The organism is Bradyrhizobium sp. HKCCYLRH1030 (genome assembly GCF_051168395.1).
GTDB lineage: Bacteria > Pseudomonadota > Alphaproteobacteria > Rhizobiales > Xanthobacteraceae > Bradyrhizobium.
Genome location: NZ_JBNPUY010000011.1, coordinates 163,224 through 181,283, shown reverse-complemented (window position 1 = coordinate 181,283; position 18,060 = coordinate 163,224). Strand labels below are relative to the sequence as shown.

18 protein-coding genes are annotated in these 18,060 nt (G+C 65.4%); 4 read left to right on the top strand and 14 right to left on the bottom strand.

Annotated features, from left to right (window positions below):
• The first annotated feature begins 87 nt into the window (after positions 1-87).
• The gene (locus ACQR1E_RS28310; protein WP_315826555.1) at positions 88-561 is read left to right on the top strand and encodes a YcxB family protein; all 474 of its coding nucleotides are present in this window, start codon (positions 88-90) and stop codon (positions 559-561) included.
• Between the two features lie 124 nt (positions 562-685).
• Here ACQR1E_RS28310 and rnhA read toward each other — a convergent pair whose 3' ends face one another.
• The 3 genes from rnhA to ispH all read right to left on the bottom strand — a co-directional run bounded on the left by rnhA (position 686) and on the right by ispH (position 3,237).
• The gene (rnhA, locus tag ACQR1E_RS28305) at positions 686-1,150 is read right to left on the bottom strand and encodes a ribonuclease HI (RefSeq protein WP_316165535.1); all 465 of its coding nucleotides are present in this window, start codon (positions 1,148-1,150) and stop codon (positions 686-688) included.
• Positions 1,147-2,121 (bottom strand): homoserine kinase, encoded by a 975-nt coding sequence (locus ACQR1E_RS28300; RefSeq protein WP_316165536.1) that lies wholly within the window; start codon positions 2,119-2,121, stop codon positions 1,147-1,149. Before ACQR1E_RS28300 ends, rnhA begins: the two co-directional genes overlap by 4 nt.
• Positions 2,122-2,268: 147 nt before the next feature.
• Entirely contained in the window at positions 2,269-3,237 is a 969-nt protein-coding gene (gene ispH / locus ACQR1E_RS28295; protein WP_315716301.1) for a 4-hydroxy-3-methylbut-2-enyl diphosphate reductase, read from the bottom strand.
• Between the two features lie 267 nt (positions 3,238-3,504).
• Here ispH and ACQR1E_RS28290 point away from each other — a divergent pair, with 267 nt between their 5' ends.
• On the top strand, positions 3,505-4,200 hold the full coding sequence (locus ACQR1E_RS28290; RefSeq protein ID WP_315716303.1) for a DUF1013 domain-containing protein: 696 nt from the start codon (positions 3,505-3,507) through the stop codon (positions 4,198-4,200).
• A 286-nt stretch (positions 4,201-4,486) separates the two neighbouring features.
• Here the strand turns inward: ACQR1E_RS28290 and ACQR1E_RS28285 are convergent, their stop codons facing one another.
• The 5 genes from ACQR1E_RS28285 to ACQR1E_RS28265 all read right to left on the bottom strand — a co-directional run bounded on the left by ACQR1E_RS28285 (position 4,487) and on the right by ACQR1E_RS28265 (position 10,034).
• Positions 4,487-5,218, bottom strand: a complete 732-nt coding sequence (locus ACQR1E_RS28285) for an OmpW/AlkL family protein (protein WP_315751420.1) — start codon at positions 5,216-5,218, stop codon at positions 4,487-4,489.
• Between the two features lie 183 nt (positions 5,219-5,401).
• Positions 5,402-5,674: a hypothetical protein gene (locus ACQR1E_RS28280; RefSeq protein ID WP_315716305.1), complete on the bottom strand. Its 273-nt coding sequence runs from the start codon at positions 5,672-5,674 to the stop codon at positions 5,402-5,404.
• Positions 5,675-5,772: 98 nt separating this feature from the next.
• On the bottom strand, positions 5,773-7,677 hold the full coding sequence (locus ACQR1E_RS28275) for a propionyl-CoA synthetase (protein ID WP_434897841.1): 1,905 nt from the start codon (positions 7,675-7,677) through the stop codon (positions 5,773-5,775).
• 123 nt (positions 7,678-7,800) lie between these two features.
• Positions 7,801-9,183, bottom strand: a complete 1,383-nt coding sequence (locus tag ACQR1E_RS28270; protein WP_434897873.1) for a tetratricopeptide repeat protein — start codon at positions 9,181-9,183, stop codon at positions 7,801-7,803.
• 101 nt (positions 9,184-9,284) lie between these two features.
• Positions 9,285-10,034: a tetratricopeptide repeat protein gene (locus ACQR1E_RS28265; RefSeq protein WP_434897872.1), complete on the bottom strand. Its 750-nt coding sequence runs from the start codon at positions 10,032-10,034 to the stop codon at positions 9,285-9,287.
• Between the two features lie 325 nt (positions 10,035-10,359).
• Between ACQR1E_RS28265 and ACQR1E_RS28260 the strand changes: the two genes are divergently transcribed.
• Positions 10,360-11,130 (top strand): hypothetical protein, encoded by a 771-nt coding sequence (locus tag ACQR1E_RS28260; protein ID WP_316175709.1) that lies wholly within the window; start codon positions 10,360-10,362, stop codon positions 11,128-11,130.
• 147 nt (positions 11,131-11,277) lie between these two features.
• Here ACQR1E_RS28260 and ACQR1E_RS28255 read toward each other — a convergent pair whose 3' ends face one another.
• The 5 genes from ACQR1E_RS28255 to ACQR1E_RS28235 all read right to left on the bottom strand — a co-directional run bounded on the left by ACQR1E_RS28255 (position 11,278) and on the right by ACQR1E_RS28235 (position 16,369).
• Positions 11,278-12,078, bottom strand: a complete 801-nt coding sequence (locus ACQR1E_RS28255; RefSeq protein ID WP_315716309.1) for an SDR family NAD(P)-dependent oxidoreductase — start codon at positions 12,076-12,078, stop codon at positions 11,278-11,280.
• A gap of 23 nt (positions 12,079-12,101) precedes the next feature.
• Positions 12,102-12,476 carry a DUF1850 domain-containing protein gene (locus ACQR1E_RS28250; protein ID WP_315716310.1) on the bottom strand — a complete coding sequence of 125 codons (375 nt, stop codon included), beginning with the start codon at positions 12,474-12,476 and terminating at the stop codon, positions 12,102-12,104.
• Positions 12,473-14,566 (bottom strand): TRAP transporter permease, encoded by a 2,094-nt coding sequence (locus ACQR1E_RS28245; protein ID WP_315826740.1) that lies wholly within the window; start codon positions 14,564-14,566, stop codon positions 12,473-12,475. Before ACQR1E_RS28245 ends, ACQR1E_RS28250 begins: the two co-directional genes overlap by 4 nt.
• A gap of 156 nt (positions 14,567-14,722) precedes the next feature.
• On the bottom strand, positions 14,723-15,685 hold the full coding sequence (locus ACQR1E_RS28240) for a TAXI family TRAP transporter solute-binding subunit (RefSeq protein ID WP_315758862.1): 963 nt from the start codon (positions 15,683-15,685) through the stop codon (positions 14,723-14,725).
• 207 nt (positions 15,686-15,892) lie between these two features.
• On the bottom strand, positions 15,893-16,369 hold the full coding sequence (locus ACQR1E_RS28235; protein ID WP_315716312.1) for a hypothetical protein: 477 nt from the start codon (positions 16,367-16,369) through the stop codon (positions 15,893-15,895).
• A 173-nt stretch (positions 16,370-16,542) separates the two neighbouring features.
• Here ACQR1E_RS28235 and ACQR1E_RS28230 point away from each other — a divergent pair, with 173 nt between their 5' ends.
• Positions 16,543-16,845, top strand: coding sequence for a hypothetical protein (locus tag ACQR1E_RS28230; RefSeq protein ID WP_315716313.1), 303 nt, complete (start codon positions 16,543-16,545; stop codon positions 16,843-16,845).
• Positions 16,846-16,863: 18 nt separating this feature from the next.
• Here ACQR1E_RS28230 and ACQR1E_RS28225 read toward each other — a convergent pair whose 3' ends face one another.
• Positions 16,864-18,045: a hypothetical protein gene (locus ACQR1E_RS28225; RefSeq protein WP_434871647.1), complete on the bottom strand. Its 1,182-nt coding sequence runs from the start codon at positions 18,043-18,045 to the stop codon at positions 16,864-16,866.
• Between the last annotated feature and the right edge of the window lie 15 nt (positions 18,046-18,060).

The window sequence follows — 18,060 nt, the reverse complement described above, 5'->3', positions numbered from 1 at the left end:
ATTGAGCGCCGGTGCAGCTCATCGACGATATCACCGACGAACATCTGCGCCAGCCCGCCCCGCCTCTCGCCAGCGTCGAAAGTTCAGATGGCCGTCACGCTGAAATACGCCAGTACTCGGGCTGAGGTCTGGGATTGGTATTGGCGCGCCTGGCGCAAGAAACTCTGGGTGCTGCACGCATATTCCGCTCTTTTCTTCATTGCGCTCGCACTCATTTGGGATGGCCATTGGCCACCGCATGATTACGCAAAACTGCTTTATGGCCTGCTTGCCGCTGGCGTTTTCGTGGCGTTTCTCGTCGCTTTCCCACAGCTGATGTTCAAGCCGCAGCACCGAGAGCTCACAGCCAGCGAAGATGGCCTTTACACCAAGATCGGCAACAAGAGCCGTGCATGGAGCTGGAGAGAGATATCCACGATCGAAGAGACGCCTGAGCTAGTCACAATCACCGGGAAGAACGGAAATGCCCTCTTGATTCCGCGCCGAGCATTCGACTCGGAGGAACATAAGCGGCTCTTCGCAGCGGCAGTTGAGACCTGGCATCGGCGCGGTGCAAATTAGGGGCCCGCCCTGATTCATATCCAGTACGCCGATTGAACACGACCGGTGGTGAGTACTGGATCGCCCGGTCTCGAGCCGGGCGACGAAAGTCGAGTGTGGGGCGATGATTCGGTTAACCAACCCGTCAGCCCCGCACGTTCTTCTGCATCCTGGCCATAGCCACGCCGTCGCGAGCGAGCTGATCGGCGCGCTCGTTTTCGGCGTGCCCGGCGTGGCCCTTGACCCAGTGCCAGTTGACCTTGTGCGGCTTCAGCGCCGCGTCGAGCCGCTGCCACAGCTCGGCGTTCTTGACCGGCTTCTTGTCGGCGGTCTTCCAGCCGTTGCGCTTCCAGCCGTGGATCCATCCGGTGATGCCCTGCCGGACATATTGGCTGTCAGTGTAGAGCTCGACCTGACACGACTTCTTCAGCGCCTCCAGCGCCGAGATCGCGGCCATCAGCTCCATGCGGTTGTTGGTCGTGTGTGGCTCGCCGCCCTTGAGCTCTTTTTCGTTGTCGCCGAAGCGCAGGATCGCGCCCCAGCCGCCCGGCCCCGGATTCCCCGAGCAGGCGCCGTCGGTGTAGATGCTGACGACCGGATGCTCGCTCACGCCAATGCTCCGCCGATGCCGTAGTCGCGCACGCTGGTCACCGCCTGGTGGAAGCGCAGCTTGCGGACATATTCGAGCGGGTCCTTGGGCCTGACCAGCGCCCCCGCCGGCACGTTGAGCCAGTCCACCAGCCGCGTCAGCAGGAAGCGGATCGCGGCGCCGCGCGCCAGCAGCGGCAGCGCCTCCAGCTCGGCGTCCGACAGCGGCCGGACGCGGCCATAGGCGTTGAAGAAGGCGCGCGCCTTGGTGACGTTCAGCGAATGATCGGCCTCGAAGCACCAGGCGTTGAGGCAGATCGCGACGTCATACGCCAGAATGTCGTTGCAGGAGAACGGGAAGTCGATCAGCCCCGAGAGCTTGTCGCCGAGGAAGAACACGTTGTCCGGGAACAGGTCGGCGTGGATGACGCCTTCCGGCAGATGCGTCGGCCAGGAGCGCCCGAGATGATCGAGCTCGGCGGAGAGCAGCGCGGAGAGGCCGGCCTGCACCGTGTCGGCGCGGTCGGCGGCCTGCGCGAACAACGACCGCCAGCCGGCGACCGAGAGCGGATTCTTGCGCACCAGCGGGAAGTCGCGTCCGGCCAGATGCATCTGCGCCAGCGCCGCGCCGACGCCGGCGCAGTGGGTGACGTTCGGCTTGCGCGGCCACATGCCTTCCAGGAAGTTGATGATCGCCGCGGGCCGGCCGGACAGGCTCGAATACACCGCCCCGTCGCGGTTGCGGGCGGGCTGCGGACAGCTCACGCCGCGCTCGGCGAGGTGGGCCATCAGGCCCAGAAAATACGGCAGGTCATCCACCGCCACGCGCTTCTCGTACAGCGTGAGGATGAAGGAGCCCTTGGTGGTGTGGAGCAGGAAGTTGGAGTTTTCGACCCCTTCGGCGATGCCCTTGTAAGAGAGCAGCTCGCCGATGTCGTAGGTCTTGATGAAATCCGCAAGCTCGTCGGCGGCGACGTCGGTATAGACCGCCATGCGCTATCCCAGTTATCGAAGTTCGCCTGCCCCCGCCTCTCCGATGCGAACTTCGTCACCGAACAGGCCCGTAGCGCCCTTCATCGCGCATGCGGGCGCCGGGTTCAAGGCCGAGAGGCCGCCGAGGGCGGAAAAGAACCGGCCGACTTACTCGGCTGCCGCTTCCGGCCGGAGCGAGCGCGGCAGCGGGAAGAATTCGTTCTCTTCCGCCGCAGAGACCGTCTCGACATGGAGCACGTAGCGCTCGGCAAAGGCGCCCATGATCTCCTCGACGATCACCTCCGGCGCCGAGGCGCCGGCTGTGATGCCGAGGCTCTTGATGCCCTCGAAGCGCGCCCAGTCGATGTCCGAGGCGCGCTGCGCCAGCACGGCAATCGGGCAGCCCTCGCGCTCGGCGACCTCGCGCAGGCGCTGCGAGTTCGACGAGTTCGGCGCACCGACCACGATCAGCGCATCGACCACCGGGGCCACCTTCTTGACCGCCAGCTGGCGGTTGGTGGTGGCGTAACAGATGTCTTCCTTGTGCGGGCCCGAGATGTTCGGGAAACGGCCCTTGAGGATCGCGACGATATCCTTGGTGTCGTCGATCGACAGCGTGGTCTGGGTGACGAAAGCGAGGTTGTTGGGGTCTTTCGGGGTGAAGGTCGCCGCGTCCTCGGCGGTCTCGATCAGCGTCACGGCGCCGGCCGGAAGCTGGCCGACGGTGCCGACCACCTCCGGATGGTGCGAATGGCCGATCAGCAGGATCTCGCGGCCGCGCTTGAAGTGGATCGCCGCCTCGCGGTGGACCTTGGTCACCAGCGGGCAGGTCGCGTCCAGGGAGAAGAAGTTGCGCGCCTGGGCCTCGGCCGGAACCGATTTCGGCACGCCATGGGCCGAGAACACCACCGGTGCATTGGTACTGTCGGGAATCTCCGCCAGTTCCTCGACGAAGATGGCGCCCTTGGTCTTCAGGCTGTCGACGACGTATTTGTTGTGCACGATCTCGTGTCGGACATAGACCGGGGCGCCATAGATGGCGAGCGCCCGTTCCACGGTGTCGATGGCGCGCACCACGCCGGCGCAGAAGCCGCGCGGCGAGCAAAGCACGATTTTGAGGTCTGGTTTGGCTGCCATGGGGCTGGTCTGAGCTGATCTATGCGGGCTGGTTTCGGCGACCACGGACCCCCGGGCCGGCAAGCGGGGGCGGTCGATACGCGAAGAACTTGGGTCTGACACTCGTTTGGGTAGGACTTGGGACTGCTTTCGAGCGCTGTCAAGGCCGTTTTCTCCAGGCCATTGCGCCCTGCCCCCGGGACGGCTTATATAGGGCCAATTCCCGTCATCGCCGATGACCGCAGGTTTCGCCTCCAGGGCCGGGGCGGAGCACAAAGGAGATTTGCCATGAGCAACGCCCCGCTGATGCCGAAGGCAACTGCCGTGTGGCTGGTCGACAATACCGCCTTGACCTTCGACCAGGTCGCCGATTTCACCAAGATGCACCCGCTGGAGGTGCGCGCCATTGCCGACGGGGACGCCGCCCAGGGCATCAAGGGCATGGATCCGATCTCGACCGGGCAGCTCACCCGCGAGGAGATCGAGAAAGCCGAGCGCGACCCGAATTACCGGCTCCGGCTGCAGGAGAGCAAGGTGGTGCTGCCGCCGCAGCCCAAGCGCAAGGGCCCCCGCTACACCCCGGTCTCGCGCCGCCACGAGCGCCCGAGCGCCATTCTCTGGCTGGTGCGGAACCATCCCGAGCTCAAGGACGCCCAGATCATGCGCCTGGTCGGCACCACCAAGACCACGATCGCGAGCGTGCGCGACCGCACCCATTGGAACGCGCAGACGCTGACGCCGATGGATCCGGTGACGCTCGGCCTGTGCTCGCAGATCGAGCTCGACTTCGAGGTCCAGCGTGCCGCCAAGGAAAAGCCGCTCGACGCCAATTACAGCGGCGCCACCCTGCTCCCGGCCTCCGAGACCACGCGCAAGGACGAGTACGAGCCGGCGGGCCGCGATGAGGACGATCTCAACGTCGACGCCGTGTTCGCCAAGCTCAAGACCATCGGCGGCAAGAAGCAGGACGACGAGGAGGAGTAGGACGGGCACCTCCTGTCCTCGGGTCAATTCACGCGCGACTGCCCCACCATCGGTGTCGTCCCTGCGAACGCAGGGACCCAAAACCACAGGATTGCGTGACGGCCCAAGCTGGCTGTAACTCAGCGCGTCTTTCCTCACTCCCGCTGCGGCGTATGGGTCCCGGCTCAAGGCCGGGACGACACCTGTTTTACAGGCCCGAGCCCGAGCTTCGCGACCCGCAAACAGTCCAAAAAAAATGGCGCCGGGAATGCCGGCGCCATGACAGTCTTGGGAGGAACTGAAAAAATCAGAACTTGTAGGTGACGCCGACGCCGACCAGCCACGGATCGATGTTGGCGCGGCCGGTGACCGGAATTGCGCCGTTGACGGTCGCCGAGTAGTTCGGCTGCAGCCACAGCTTCTTGACGTCGACGTTCAGGCCCCAGTGCCTGTCGAGCATGTAGTCGAAGCCGAACTGGACCGCGGCGCCCCACTGGTTGGAGATGTGCAGGTTGGTGACGGCAAGACCGTTCCACACCTGGTTCGCGGCGCTCTGGTTGAAGAAGACCGTGTAGTTCACACCCGCGCCGACATACGGCTTGAACGCGCCGAAATCGGTGAAGTGATACTGCAGCGTCAGCGTCGGCGGCAGCAGCCAGGCCTTGCCCATGTTGAGACCGTCGAGCGAGCCGGTGCCGCCGATGGAATGCCGGGTGACGCCGAGGATCAGCTCGGCCGCGATGTTCTTGGTGAAGAAGTAGCTGATGTCGAGCTCGGGCACGACCGAGTTGGAGATCGACAGGCCGGAGTTCGGCGACGACAGCGCCGGCACGCCGGTCACGTTCACGGTGGAGCCGCCAGCATCCGGCAGCACGCCGAGCGCGCGCACACGAAGCATCCACGGATTCCACGCCTCGACCACCGGCGCCTTGGTGTAGACCGGCGCCGCCTGCAGGTCGGCCGCTTGCGCCGAGCCCATGGCTCCGCAGATCGCCGCCAGCACCAGCAGCGACGACGAGAGTTTCAACATCCTGTTCATCGAGATCCCCATAGCCACCCTTGAGCAACATCTGCGCGGGCACGGCCGCGCCTTGCGGTCACAGATGTGGCAGGGACGCCATGGAGTTGGATTTGATCTCAATCAATCGGCATTGTTGCAGCGCCGATGTCACGCAACTGTTGCATCGAAGTCACGCGCCATGAGAGGCGCTTGCACTGGCGCTCAGGGCCGGTCGGGGTGGTTCATCATGTATTCGCCGAGATCGCGCTGCCGGCGGTCGGCACGTGCCTCGGCGCGCTGCCGCTGCACGTCGCGGTCCTTGCGGCAGGCGACATATTCGGCGGAGCCCGGCGCGACCTTGCCACCGGCCTGACAGACCGCATCATCGTCGTCATTGCCGAGCGCCACCGCCGGACCCTGGTTGCGGGAGGCGCAGGCCGAGAGCGAAAATACGGCCATCAGCACCAGGGCCAGGCGGGCGGAGGTCTGTCGCATCGAACGTTCCATTCTCGTCAATCGGGCTGGTCTGACGCCGTTGCTTGACGAGAATGGGCGCCCGGGTCAAGCCCGGGTCACTTTTCAGCGGCGTCGTGTCAGACGCGGCTCTTCAGCGCCTCGCCGATTTCCTCGAGCACCTTGGGATCCTCGATCGTGGCCGGCATGCTCCATTGCTCGCCGTCGGCGATCTTCTTGATCGTGCCGCGCAGGATCTTGCCGGAGCGCGTCTTCGGCAACCGGCCGACGGTGATGGCGAGCTTGAACGCAGCGACCGGTCCGAGCTTGTCGCGTACCAGCGCCACGATCTCCTTTTCGATCTGCGACGGGCTGCGCAAGACACCGGCCTTGAGCACGATGAAGCCGCACGGCACCTCGCCCTTGATCGCATCCTTGATGCCGAGCACGGCGCATTCCGCGACGTCGGGATGCGAGGCCAATATCTCTTCCATGCCGCCGGTCGACAGCCTGTGGCCGGCGACATTGATGATGTCGTCGGTGCGGCCCATCACGAAGACATAGCCGTCCTCATCCTTGTAGCCGGCGTCTGAGGTCTTGTAGTAGCCGGGGAATTCGCTGAGATAGGATTCCTTGAAGCGGTCCTCCTGCTGCCACAGGGTCGGCAGGCAGCCGGGCGGCATTGGCAGCTTGATCACGATCGAGCCCATGGTGTTGGCGGGCACCGGCTTGGCGGCCTCGTCGACGATGTCGACCTGGTAGCCCGGCATCGGCACCGTCGGCGAGCCGTGCTTCACGGGCAACAGGCCAAGGCCGACCGGATTGCCGGCGATGCACCAGCCGGTCTCGGTCTGCCACCAATGATCGATCACCGGCACCTTCAATTGCTGCTCGGCCCATTCCACCGTCGGCGGATCGGCGCGCTCGCCGGCCAGGAACAGGGTGCGGAAATGCGATAGATCGTATTTGCGCAAGAAAGTACCTTCCGGATCCTCCTTGCGGATGGCGCGGAATGCCGTGGGCGCGGTAAACAGAGCGACCGCCTTATGATCGCTGATGACGCGCCAGAACGCGCCGGCATCGGGCGTTCCGACCGGCTTGCCCTCATACATCACCGAGGTCGCGCCATGGATCAGCGGGCCGTAGATGATGTAGCTGTGGCCAACCACCCAGCCGATGTCGGAGGCACACCACCAGACCTCACCCGGCTTGATGCCGTAGAGATTCTCCATCGACCATTTCAGCGCGACGAGGTGCCCGCCATTGTCCCGCACCACGCCCTTCGGCTTGCCGGTCGTGCCGGAGGTATAGAGGATGTAGAGCGGATCGGTCGCCAGCACCGGCACGCACGGCGCCAGCTTGCCATTGGCGAGCGCAGATTTGCGCAGCGCCGCCCAGTCGTAATCGCGGCCGGGCTTCAGCTCGCAGACATGCTCGGGACGCTGCAGGACGATGCAGGCCTTGGGCCTGTTGTCGGCGAGCTCGATCGCCTGATCGAGCAGAGGCTTGTATTGCACGATGCGGCCGGGCTCGATGCCGCAGCTCGCCGACAGCACGAGCTTCGGCGTGGCGTCGTCGATGCGGGTCGCGAGCTCCTTGGCCGCGAAGCCGCCGAACACCACCGAATGCACCGCGCCGATGCGCGCGCAGGCCAGCATCGCGACCATCGCCTCGGGCACCATCGGCATATACAGGATGACGCGGTCGCCCTTGCCAACGCCGAAATCCTGCATGATCGCGGCGAGCGTCTGCACCTCCTTCAGCATCTCGGCATAGGTGAGCTTCGTGACCGAGCTGGTGAGCGGCGAATCGTGGATCAGCGCCAGTTGATCGCCGCGGCCGGCGGCGACGTGGCGGTCGAGCGCGTTGTAGCAGGTGTTGACGACGGCGCCGGAAAACCAGCGGCCGTAGGCGCCCATCGCGGGATCGAAGATGGTCTTGGCCGGCTCGATCCAGTCGATCGCGCGGGCGGCCTCGGCCCAGAACCCTTCCGGGTCCTGCAGCGATCGTGCATGGACCTCGTGATAGCGGCTCGCAGCGCTCATGACGTTTCCCCAAGATCTGTGTTTATTCCCGAGTATTGTCACGGGACAAAGCGACAGTTCAAGCCGTCATGAATTGATCCAGATCAGGCAGACCCGGACGTTCGCGCCATTTTCCGGGCCGGATCAATGCGCTCCATCGCGGAGGGTATCCAGGCGACGCTGCAGGGCTAGACGAAGGTCGTAGCCGGGCTTGCCGAACCGGGCATTGCGCTCCGCGATGAAGTCACGCTGCGTTCCGCGCAGCTCGGCAGCGGCGCGGCCGCGGGAGGACTTCAAGCGCCGGGCATAGCTTTCGGAAATGCCGAGATCGAGCACCGAGAGCTGCGGATCGGCGCAGATGACCTTCTCGACCTCGCGCGCGGCCGTGGCGCAATCGAACGACGGACCGCTTCGCTCCGACGGCGCGTTCAACGGACGCGGCGGCTCGGCGCCGAACTTCTTGATCTCGGCCAGCATGACGCGCCGGCCGGCGATGGCATTGTCGTTGCCGGGATCCAGCCGCAGCGCGGCCTCGTAGTCGGCCAGCGCCTTGGCGCGCTCGCCCATCTTCTTGTACAGCACCGCCCGGTTGTTGTAGGCGAGCGCGAAATTCGGATCGAGCCGCAGCGCGGCGTCGTAGTCGCTGAGCGCCGCGCCGAGCTCGCCCTTGAACTGATGGGAATCGCCGCGGTTGGTGAAGAAATTTGCCCGCTGCTCCATCCTGATCGCCTGATCATAATCGGCGATCGCCTTGTCGTACTCCTTCATGGCGGCGTAGGTGAGGCCACGATTGTCGTAATATTCCGACACCTTCGGATCGCGCCGGATCGCCTCGTCGTCATCGGCCAGCGCCTTGTCCAACTGGCCGAGCTTCTTGTAGGCCGCGGCACGGTTGGTGAATGTGCGCGGCCGTTTCGGGTCGAGCCGGATCGCCTCATCATAGTCGCGCACGGCCTTCTCGTTGTCGCCGCGCAGGTAGAAGGCGACGCCGCGGTCGGCAAAGGCCTGCGCGTAGTCGGGCTTCAGCCGGATCGCCTGGTCGTAGTCGGCCAGAGCGCGATCGAGACGGCGCTGCTCGGTATAGACAACGCCACGCAGCTCATAGGCTTCGGCGTCATTCGGATCGAGCGAGATCGCCATGCTCAGATCGGCCGCCGCCTTGCCGGCATCGCCACCGGCTTCGCGCATCAGGTCGCCACGCAGCCGATAGGCGCGCGCATTCTTGCCGTCGAGCGCGATGGCACGGTCGAGGTCCTTCAGGGCCTGGGTCAGGCCGCCCGAGGTACGCGCGCGGGCGTCGGCGCGGGCAACCAGGGCGATGGATTGATCCTTCGGCGAACTCGATGCCTGCTCGATTGCGGTCGAGCAGGCGGTGATGAGCTCGGACGGGGGCGCCTTGCTGCCCAAAGCGCATTCGGGGTCCGCGGCGAATGCAGGCTGGGCCCCGAGGCCAAGGACAAGACCGGCTGCAAGACCCAGCGCGAGGTAGGATGAGCAGGATGAAATCGAACGAATGAAAGCGTGCATCGGCATGGACTCGGCTCGAATTTCGACTGTTGCTGGTGAGACGCTGATCTCCCCCGTTGTCGTCTCCGGCCGGAACCCGGTTCAAGCGGCCACGCCGATGGTTAATAGCCGTCGACGCCGTTCAGCCGCCGCAGGCGGTCCTGCATCGCCTTCTTGAGATCGTAGCCGGGCTTGCCAAAGCCGGCGTTGCGCCGCGCGATGAACGCGTCCTGCTCGCGCTGCAGGGCGCGGGCTGCGGCGGGGCCGGCCGCCTCGCGAACGACGCGGGCCTGCGCGCCGTCGATCTCGCGATCGAGATTGGCGAGCTCCGGATCGGCGCAGATCGCCTTCTCCACGGCGCGACGCGCCGTGGCGCAATTGAAGCTCGGCCGGCCCGCGACGGCCATCTGCGCGCCCAGGCGCTCGAGCTCCACTGCGAGTGCGTGGTAGTTGCTGCGGGCGCTGGCGTGATCCGGATTGAGCCGCAGCGCCGCGGCGAAATCGGCCAGCGCCTTCGGACGGTCGCCCTTCTTGCGATGCAGTTCGCCGCGCGCGTTGAAGATGCTGGCGAGCGTCGGGTTGAGCTGCAAGGTCACGCCGTAATCGGCGATGGCGCGATCGATCTCACCCCTGGTGATGAAGATCGAGGCGCGCGCGATCAGTGCGTTGATGCGATCGACCCTCGCGGCCTTGGGATTGTCGATCACGGCGCCACATTCGGTGAGCACCTTGTCGCCATCGTGCGCCTCCGAGGCCGCCATGCAGGCACCAGCATCCACCGCCGGCTCCTTGCCGGGCTCGGCCGCGCCGACCGCATGGGCCTGGGTCGAGACCAGCCATCCGAGCGTGACCAGCGCGGCCAGGCGCAGCACCCCATCCCGGCGATCGGCAGCAGCCCATGAGGAGACGGAAGCGGTCAAGGCAGATGGCTCTCTCAGGTCGTGGGCGATCCGGCACGGCGCGCGGGGGGCGCAATCGCCGCCGCGGCACTTCAACTATACAGCGGCAGCAGCGGTGCGACAGTCCCTTTCCGGGAGAAGGCGACCCTTGCGAACGGGCGCTCGCGAGCGGATTGCGGCCCCGACTGAAATGCGCGTGATCGTGCCGCGCATTTCCCTCAAGATGTTGTGGATGCGCACCCCGGCGACGTCCTCGGTCGCCATTTGAACCTGTTGCGGTCCCCGCAGACACAACCGCATGACTATTCTGACCGACAATTCGCGCGCACGCGGCGTCGTTGCGTCCCCTGCGCGCTATTTCTATTTCAACATGGCTCTGGCCTGCATGGCCATTGCGATCATCGGCTTCGCACCGACCTACTGGCTGCCACTGGCCCGCCGCTCATTCTCCGGCGCGCCCGTGATTCATTTCCATGGCTTCCTGTTCTTCGCCTGGACTCTGTATTTCGCGCTGCAGAGCTGGCTTGCCGCATCCGGACGCACGGCGCGGCACCGCTCGCTCGGCATCTTCGGCGTATCGCTCGCCACGGCGATGACGATCTTTGGCTTCCTCGTTGCCATCGAGGCGATGAAGCGCTCCGCGGCGATGGGTCAGGCCAACGAGGGCATCGCCTTTGCCATCGTGCCCCTCAGCGGCATCGCCTTCTTCGCCGTGGTCTTTGCGCTCGCGGTTGTCCATCTGCGCCGGCCGGAAACGCACAAGCGGCTGATGCTGCTCGCCGGCATCTCGCTGCTCGACGCCGCCGTGGCGCGCTGGTTCCTGACATTCCTGGCGCCGCCCGGCCCGCTCGGCCCGCCGCCGGTGTTCGTGACGATCCCACCGGCCTTCGTCGCCTACCTGCTGCTCGTCGTCGCGATCGTCCACGACCGCCGCACGTTCGGACGCGTCCACCCGGTCTACGTCTATGGCGGGCTGGCGCTGATCGCCGTGAAGCTCCTGAACTGGCCGATCAGCATGACCTCGACGTGGCATGCGATTGCAGGCGGCATGCTGGCGATGGCGCAATAGCCGCAGCGCTGATCTCTCCTGTAACACGCGTCATTGCGAGGAGCCGAAGGCGACGAAGCAATCCAGGGCTTCCTGGAGACTTCCGCCTTCGCTCTTCGAGCGACGGCGGACACATCGCGTTGCTCGCAATGACGCGCGCGGCGAGACCTAACTCCGGCAGGTCAGCCCGCCATCCACCACCAGCATGGTGCCGGTGACATAGCGCGACTCGTCGGAGGCGAGGAACAAGGCGGCATTGGCGACGTCGAAGGCGTCGCCCATGTGCCCCATCGGCACCTGCGCATCACGCTTGCGCCACATCTCCTCGACATCGCCCTTGGCGTAGCTCGCGGCCAGCCCCGCTGAGTGCTCGACCATCGGCGTCTTCATGAGCCCGGGCAGGATCGCATTGACGCGGACGTGCTTCGGCGCGAACTCGACCGCGGTCGTGCGCGTCATCTGGTTCATCGCCGCCTTGCTGGCGCCATAGCTGACATAGGAGATGCCGACCTGGCGGATCGAGGCGACAGAAGAGATGTTGATGATGGAGCCGCCGCCCTGCCCGATCATCACCGGAATGACGTGCTTCATGGCGAGATAGGCGCTCTTGAGGTTGACCGCGAACACGCGATCCCACTCGGCCTCCTCGACATCGACGACGCTGCCCATCTCGGCGATGCCGACATTGTTGTCGAGCACGTCGATACGGCCATAGGCGGCAACGCAAGCCTTCACCATCGCCTCGACCTCGACGGCCTTCGAGACGTCGGCGGTGAACGCCTCGGCCTGCCCGCCTTCGCCTGAAATGATCGAGGCGGTCTCCGCGGCGGCGTCCTTGTTGCGGTCGACGCAGAACACCTTGGCGCCCTGCCGCGCAAAGGTCACGGCCGTGGCCTTGCCGTTGCCCCAGCCCGGCCCGATCGAGCCCGCACCGACCACCAGCGCCACCTTGCCCCTGAGACGATCCATCGTGTTCTCCCGTCGCTTATTCGTTATTCGGTACAGGCGCTCATCGTGATGGTCGCTGCGCCGATGTCATGGCCGAAGATGTCCGACAGCGTCCGGCATTGCCCGTCCGCGCAGATGCGCCACTCGCCGGCCGCGCCGGAATTGGCGAGCACGATCCGCGACAGCGGCCCCCGCTGGGTCTGCCACTGGAACCAGCCGTCGACCAGCCGCGCCTCCGGCGGCGGCTCCATGCCCGCGCCGGAGCCCTTGACGCGCGCCTGCACCAGTTCGAGACCGTCAGACGTGACGCGCCAGTCCTCCTGCCACGCGGTCTTCTCGACCGAGTGGGTCCAGGCCAAGGTGAAGCCGGCGAGGGTCAGCGCCTTCACCACACCTGATGAGGCGAGGCAGAGGCTCAAGCGGACGCCGCCACGGCAGCCGGCGGCCGCTGCCGCCACTGCCACGCCACGATCACCACCGCCAGGGCAAATCCCAGCACGTCACTGTAGGGAAATTCGCCGAGTAGGCAGACGGACGCGACAAACGCCAGCAGGCGCTCGACCAGGGTCATGCGCACGTACAGGAAGCCGATCGCCACCATGCCGAACAGGCCGATCGAGATCAGCGCCTTGACGGAAGCATACGCCACCGCGCCGATGAAGCCGAGTTGCGTCTCCATCGGGTCACCCGGCTGCAGCATCAGCGCGGGCGAGTAGACGAACAGGAACGGAATGACGTAGCCGGCGAGCGCGATCCGCATCGCCTCCCAGCCGATCTTGTCGGGATTCTCCTTGGCGATCGGGGCGGCCGCCAGCGCGGCCAGCGCGACCGGCGGCGAAAGGTCGGCCATGATGCCGTAGTAGAACGCGAACATGTGGCTCGCGATCAGGGGCACGCCCAGCTTGGCGAGCGCGGGGGCCGCCAGTGCCGCGGTGATGATGTAGGTCGGGATGGTCGGGATGCCGGTGCCGAGCAGGATCGACAGCAGCATGGTCATGATCAGCGCCGCGAACAGGCTGGTCTTGCCGAGGCCGATCACCCAGCTTCCGAAGATCGAGCCGACGCCGGTCTGCGTCATCATGCCGATGATGACGCCGACGATCGCGCAGGCCATGCCGACGGTCAGCGCCGACTTCGCACTTTCAGCCAGAGAATCGCGGCAGGCGTGCAAGGTGCCCATTCCGCCGCGCACGAAGCCGGTGATGACGATGAGCGCAACGACGACGGAGGCGACGGGAATGATCTGCAGGCCGTTGCGCGACAGCGCGCCGACGACGAGCGCGAGCCCGATCCAGAAGACGTAGCGCAGCACCTGGTTGGAGAAGCCCATGGTGATCGAGGTGCCCAGGATCAGCGCCACCGTCAGCGCGAGTCCCATCGAGCCCGCATACAGCGGCGTGAAACCCTCGAACAGCATGTAGACCAGCGCGGCGAGCGGCAGCACGAGATACCAGCGCGCCACCAGCGCCTTCCAGGCGCTCGGGATCTCCGACGGCTTCATGCCGGTCAGGCCGTGCTTGCCGGCCTCCAGATGCACCATCCAGAACGCCGAGGCGAAATAGAGAATGGCTGGAATGACCGCCGCCTTGACGATCACCGAGTAGTCGACGCCCAGGGTTTCGGCCATGATGAAGGCGACCGCGCCCATCACGGGCGGCATGATCTGTCCGCCCATCGACGCGGTGGCTTCGACGCCGGCCGCAAAGGCGCGGCGGTAGCCGAACCGGATCATCAGCGGAATCGTGAACTGGCCGACAGTGACGACATTGGCGACGCCCGAGCCGGAGATCGTGCCCATCATGCCGGAGGCGAACACCGCGACCTTGGCAGGACCGCCGCGGGTGCGACCGAACAGGCCGAGCGAGACGTCGGTGAACAGCTGGATCATGCCGGCATGCTCGAGGAACGAGCCGAACAGGATGAACAGGAAGATGTAGGTCGCCGAGACGTAGATCGGCACGCCGTAGAAGCCCTCGGTGCCGAAGGAGAGGTGTGTAATCACCTGATCGAAATCATAGCCGCGATGGTTGAGCGGCGCCGGCAGATACTGGCCGAAGAACCAGTACAACAGGCAGGCGCCGCACATCAGCGGCAGCGCGAGTCCCATCAGCCGGCGCGTGCCCTCGAAGATCAGTACCGCCAGCAGGGTTCCGACCACGAGATCGGTGCGCGTCGGATCGCCGTCGCGCGCGATCAGGTCGGCATAGAAAATCCACTGATAGAGGCCGCACAGGAAGCCGATGGCGCCGATGGTCCAGCCCGCGATGCGCCCGGCGTCGGTCCTGGCGGTGAAGTTGCCGATCAGGCCGAAGGTCAGCAGCAGTAGGAAGCCGACATGGACGCCGCGCACGACCTGGCTCGGCAGATAGTTGAAGGCGGCGACGTAGAGCTGGAATATCGCAAAGGCGAGCCCGATGCCGTAGGCGAGATAGCCCCAGCGGCCGGGGCCGAAGCCTTCCGGAAAGCCGTGCTCGAAATTGTCGAACTCGACCTTGACCGGCGTTTCCATGTTCACGGCTTCGATCGTCATGATCCCCCCAACGCGCCCATCAGGCGCTGCTGACCATGGCCGCAATCACCTGAACGACAAGACTGCGCGGAATGTTTCCCACGCAGCCGGTTGCGAATGATCCGGCCTACAAGGCAGGCCGGGCGAGCAGCGTCCTTATTTCAGGATGCCCTTTTCCTTGTAGTAGCGGATCGCGCCGGGGTGCAGCGGCACCGGGCTGTCCTGCGCCGCCGTCTCCAGCTTGATCTCCTTGCCGGCGGCATGCGCATTGGCGAGCTCCGGCAGCGACTCGAAGATCAGCTTGGTCATCTGGTAGGCGAGATCGTCGGATACCGCCGAGCTGGTGACGAGATAGTTGATCACGGCCGCGGTCGGTACGTCCTTGTCCTGGCCGGTATAGGTGTTGGCCGGGATGGTCGCCGCGACGAACGGGGGCCCGATCTTGTCGACGACCTCCTTCGGCACCGACACCACGGTGATCGGCGACGAGGTCGATAGATCCTTCAACGATGCGACGCCAAGGCCAGCCGACTGCAAGGTGGCGCCGAGCTGCCGGTTCTTCATCAGGTCGACCGATTCGGCGAACGGCAGATACTCCACCTTGCCGAGATCCTTGTAGCTCATGCCGGCGGCGGCGAGGATCGCGCGCGAGTTGAGCTCGGTGCCGGACTTCGGCGCGCCGACCGACAGACTCTTGCCCTTGAGATCCGCCAGCGTCTTGATGCCGGACTCTGCCGTCGCGACGATCTGGATGTAGTTCGGATAGATCGCGCCGATCGTGCGCAGCTTGTCCAGCTTGGACTTGAAACCGGCCTCCTCCTCGCCGTTCCAGGCGGCCTTCAGGGAGTCGCCGAGCGCGAAGGCGAGTTCGCCGCGTCCCTGCTGCAGCAGGATCAGGTTCTCGACGGAGGCCTTGGTCGCCTGCACCTGGGTTTTCACATTGGGGATCTTGTCGCCGTAGATCTTCCCGATCGCGACACCGAGCGGATAGTAGACGCCCGACGTGCCGCCGGTGAGCACGTTGATGAAGCTCTGGGCCTGCGCCGCTGGCGCCGCGAGCAGGCAGGCGGCTGCCAGAATGAAACCGGTTGCAGTGCCAGAGATTTTCGAGAAGCGCATGGATCCTCCCATTGATTTTGCCGCAAATTGGACGGCTGCGGGCGCGGGGTCAACCCATCCGAAAGACTGGCGCACCAGCCTCTCCGCTCCCACGGCGCGAGGCCGGGACCGATGCGCCCCGCGTTCAATCTTACATTGACAGTATCACCAGCTTGAACCGCAGGTGCAGCCCAGAGGGGCGGACCGCCTCGCTCGCAAGGCCGCCGGTCACTGGAACGTCATGTCGAGGCACTTGGAGATGTCCGAGCCGAGCCCGGACGAGATCGTCATGCAGCCGCGCACCTTCTGCTGGGTCGTATCCGCCACCCAGATCGAATAGCCGCCATTGCCGAAGAAGGAGTTGGTGTTCGCCGGTTCGGTCTCGGTGGCATCGAACTCATATTTGGAATCGGTGTCGAACACGCGCGGCTTCCTGGTGCAGCCGCCGTCGGTCTGGACGTTGATGACTTCCTTGTTGTCCCGGGTCAGCGACAGTGAGACCTGGCAGCGGAAATATTCCGAGGTCTTCACGTTGAAGAGGTAGGCGTAGGACTTGCAGACGGCCGTATTGAGCTTGCCGGCGGAGAGACCGCGGCTGCAGGCGATGCGCTGGTTGTTGGACAGCTTGAAGTCGTCGGCCCGGGCGGATGCCAACGTCACCAGCGACAACGCCGCAACCCAACCGATCTTCGTGACAAGGCTCATCCGAATCATCCCCAAATTGTTTTCTTGGCCTATGTTTCTAAACCACGCTGCAGGATAATCGCGAGATCGGCGAATGGAAAATCCGCCCAACGATCACTGCACTGCGACGGGGCGACGTTGACGTCGCGTCAGCGTTCGTGATTTGTTCGAGACGACATCGATTGGAGGAGGACATGAAGAGCTTGGTTCTGAAAGCCCTGATCGCCCTCGGTGCGCTGGGTGCACTGACCAGCGCGGTGCGCGCGGCACCACCGGAGCCGTGGGAGCTGAAGCCCGACATGGGCTACGCCTATGGCAAGGATGGCCGGACGCTCGCCTACAAGATGGGCACCAAGAACGCCGACATGTTGCTCAAGGGCGCCAAGAAGGTACCGAAGGGCACGCTGTTCTTCGTCGGCCAGAACGGTCAGCTCTACATGCGGACGGCCCCCTATCTCGACGGCGACGGCAGCTTCTCGTTCGGCGCGGATGAGTAAGGGCGAGCGAGCGCAGCCTCAGAACGCGGCCGCCAGCTCCTTGGCGCCGGGCAGGCTGCTGAGCGAGTCCATCCTGGAATCCGTCACCGCAAGCAGCTTCGCCACGGTGTTGTGGCGAACGGCGACCGGATTGCGCTCGTAGCCGCCGCGCTGGAAGAAGTTGGCGGTCGGAACCTGATCGCGCATCTCGAGCGGCATCGTCACCATGTCGAAGCCCGTGCCGTCGCCGGTGAGATTCATCATCTCGAGCTCGGCGGCCGAAAGCGGCCGCGTGTAGCCCTTGGCGCGTGCGAACAGCACCGAGGTCAAGAGCTTGTGGGTCTGCAGCATCGGCCCGACGTCGATGTCGAGCACCATCGCATGCATGGCCCAGCCTTGCGGCGTGTTGCCGATCTTCTCATGCGCCGACCAGTCGTCCGGCACGGAGCGCGCAATCGCGACCATCTTCTTCAGGACCGCGAGTTTGTGCTCCATCGCGCCGCGTGCCGGGCCGGACGTCCGAGCCACGCGTTCGCCGAGCAGGCGGATGAACAGCGGCCCCTGCTCGGCCAGCAGCTCGACGCTGTTGGTGGTCAAGAGCTGATTGTAGCCGATCGCGGTCGAGATCGCGCGGTTGCCCTTGAAGCCCGATTGCGAGTCGTGCTTGCCGTTGCCGCCGGTCTCGAAGGCATAGACGCGCACCGCCTGCTCGCGCGTCAGTCCCGACGCCGCGGCGAAGCGCGCATAGGCGCGTTTGAAATCGATGTCGTTGGCAGGGCGCTGCGGCGACCATTGGAAATGCTCCTGTGCCGCCTTCACGAGGTCGGCGACCACGGGGATGTACTTGCGCTCGCGCGGCTCGCCCTCAGGTTCCGGCTCGGGGTTCACCGGCCGCTTCGGCCCCGTGTAGACCGGCGGCTGCTCCAGCACATAGTCGTCGAGCCCGATCGGCTGGCGGTCGCGACGCTTGGCGTTGCGGATGCGGCGCTTGTCCGAGATCGCCTTCCAATAGGCGCCCGCCTCCTGGTCGAACACCGCCCGCGCCTGCTGATATTCGGCGAGCCTGCGTTGGTACTCCGCGATCGCGGCGGGCGAGGCCATCTGGGCCAAGGCATCGCGCGGTGCAACCGGTGAGCCGGGTTCCGCGGCGAGCAAAGGCGGCGCGCCCGAAACGGCGCAGGCGAGAATCAGGACAAGCGTGCGAATCGGCTGATGAAGCATGCCGCCCTTGTAGCC

Excerpts from the sequence above, each read along its gene's own strand:
- ACQR1E_RS28310 (WP_315826555.1), top strand. The coding sequence starts at position 88 with ATGGCCGTCACGCTGAAATACGCCAGTACTCGGGCTGAGGTCTGGGAT.
- ACQR1E_RS28300 (WP_316165536.1), bottom strand. The coding sequence starts at position 2,121 with ATGGCGGTCTATACCGACGTCGCCGCCGACGAGCTTGCGGATTTCATC.
- ispH (WP_315716301.1), bottom strand. The coding sequence starts at position 3,237 with ATGGCAGCCAAACCAGACCTCAAAATCGTGCTTTGCTCGCCGCGCGGC.
- ACQR1E_RS28290 (WP_315716303.1), top strand. The coding sequence starts at position 3,505 with ATGAGCAACGCCCCGCTGATGCCGAAGGCAACTGCCGTGTGGCTGGTC.
- ACQR1E_RS28285 (WP_315751420.1), bottom strand. The coding sequence starts at position 5,218 with ATGAACAGGATGTTGAAACTCTCGTCGTCGCTGCTGGTGCTGGCGGCG.
- ACQR1E_RS28280 (WP_315716305.1), bottom strand. The coding sequence starts at position 5,674 with ATGCGACAGACCTCCGCCCGCCTGGCCCTGGTGCTGATGGCCGTATTT.
- ACQR1E_RS28275 (WP_434897841.1), bottom strand. The coding sequence starts at position 7,677 with ATGAGCGCTGCGAGCCGCTATCACGAGGTCCATGCACGATCGCTGCAG.
- ACQR1E_RS28270 (WP_434897873.1), bottom strand. The coding sequence starts at position 9,183 with ATGCACGCTTTCATTCGTTCGATTTCATCCTGCTCATCCTACCTCGCG.
- ACQR1E_RS28260 (WP_316175709.1), top strand. The coding sequence starts at position 10,360 with ATGACTATTCTGACCGACAATTCGCGCGCACGCGGCGTCGTTGCGTCC.
- ACQR1E_RS28255 (WP_315716309.1), bottom strand. The coding sequence starts at position 12,078 with ATGGATCGTCTCAGGGGCAAGGTGGCGCTGGTGGTCGGTGCGGGCTCG.
- ACQR1E_RS28245 (WP_315826740.1), bottom strand. The coding sequence starts at position 14,566 with ATGGAAACGCCGGTCAAGGTCGAGTTCGACAATTTCGAGCACGGCTTT.
- ACQR1E_RS28240 (WP_315758862.1), bottom strand. The coding sequence starts at position 15,685 with ATGCGCTTCTCGAAAATCTCTGGCACTGCAACCGGTTTCATTCTGGCA.
- ACQR1E_RS28235 (WP_315716312.1), bottom strand. The coding sequence starts at position 16,369 with ATGAGCCTTGTCACGAAGATCGGTTGGGTTGCGGCGTTGTCGCTGGTG.
- ACQR1E_RS28230 (WP_315716313.1), top strand. The coding sequence starts at position 16,543 with ATGAAGAGCTTGGTTCTGAAAGCCCTGATCGCCCTCGGTGCGCTGGGT.
- ACQR1E_RS28225 (WP_434871647.1), bottom strand. The coding sequence starts at position 18,045 with ATGCTTCATCAGCCGATTCGCACGCTTGTCCTGATTCTCGCCTGCGCC.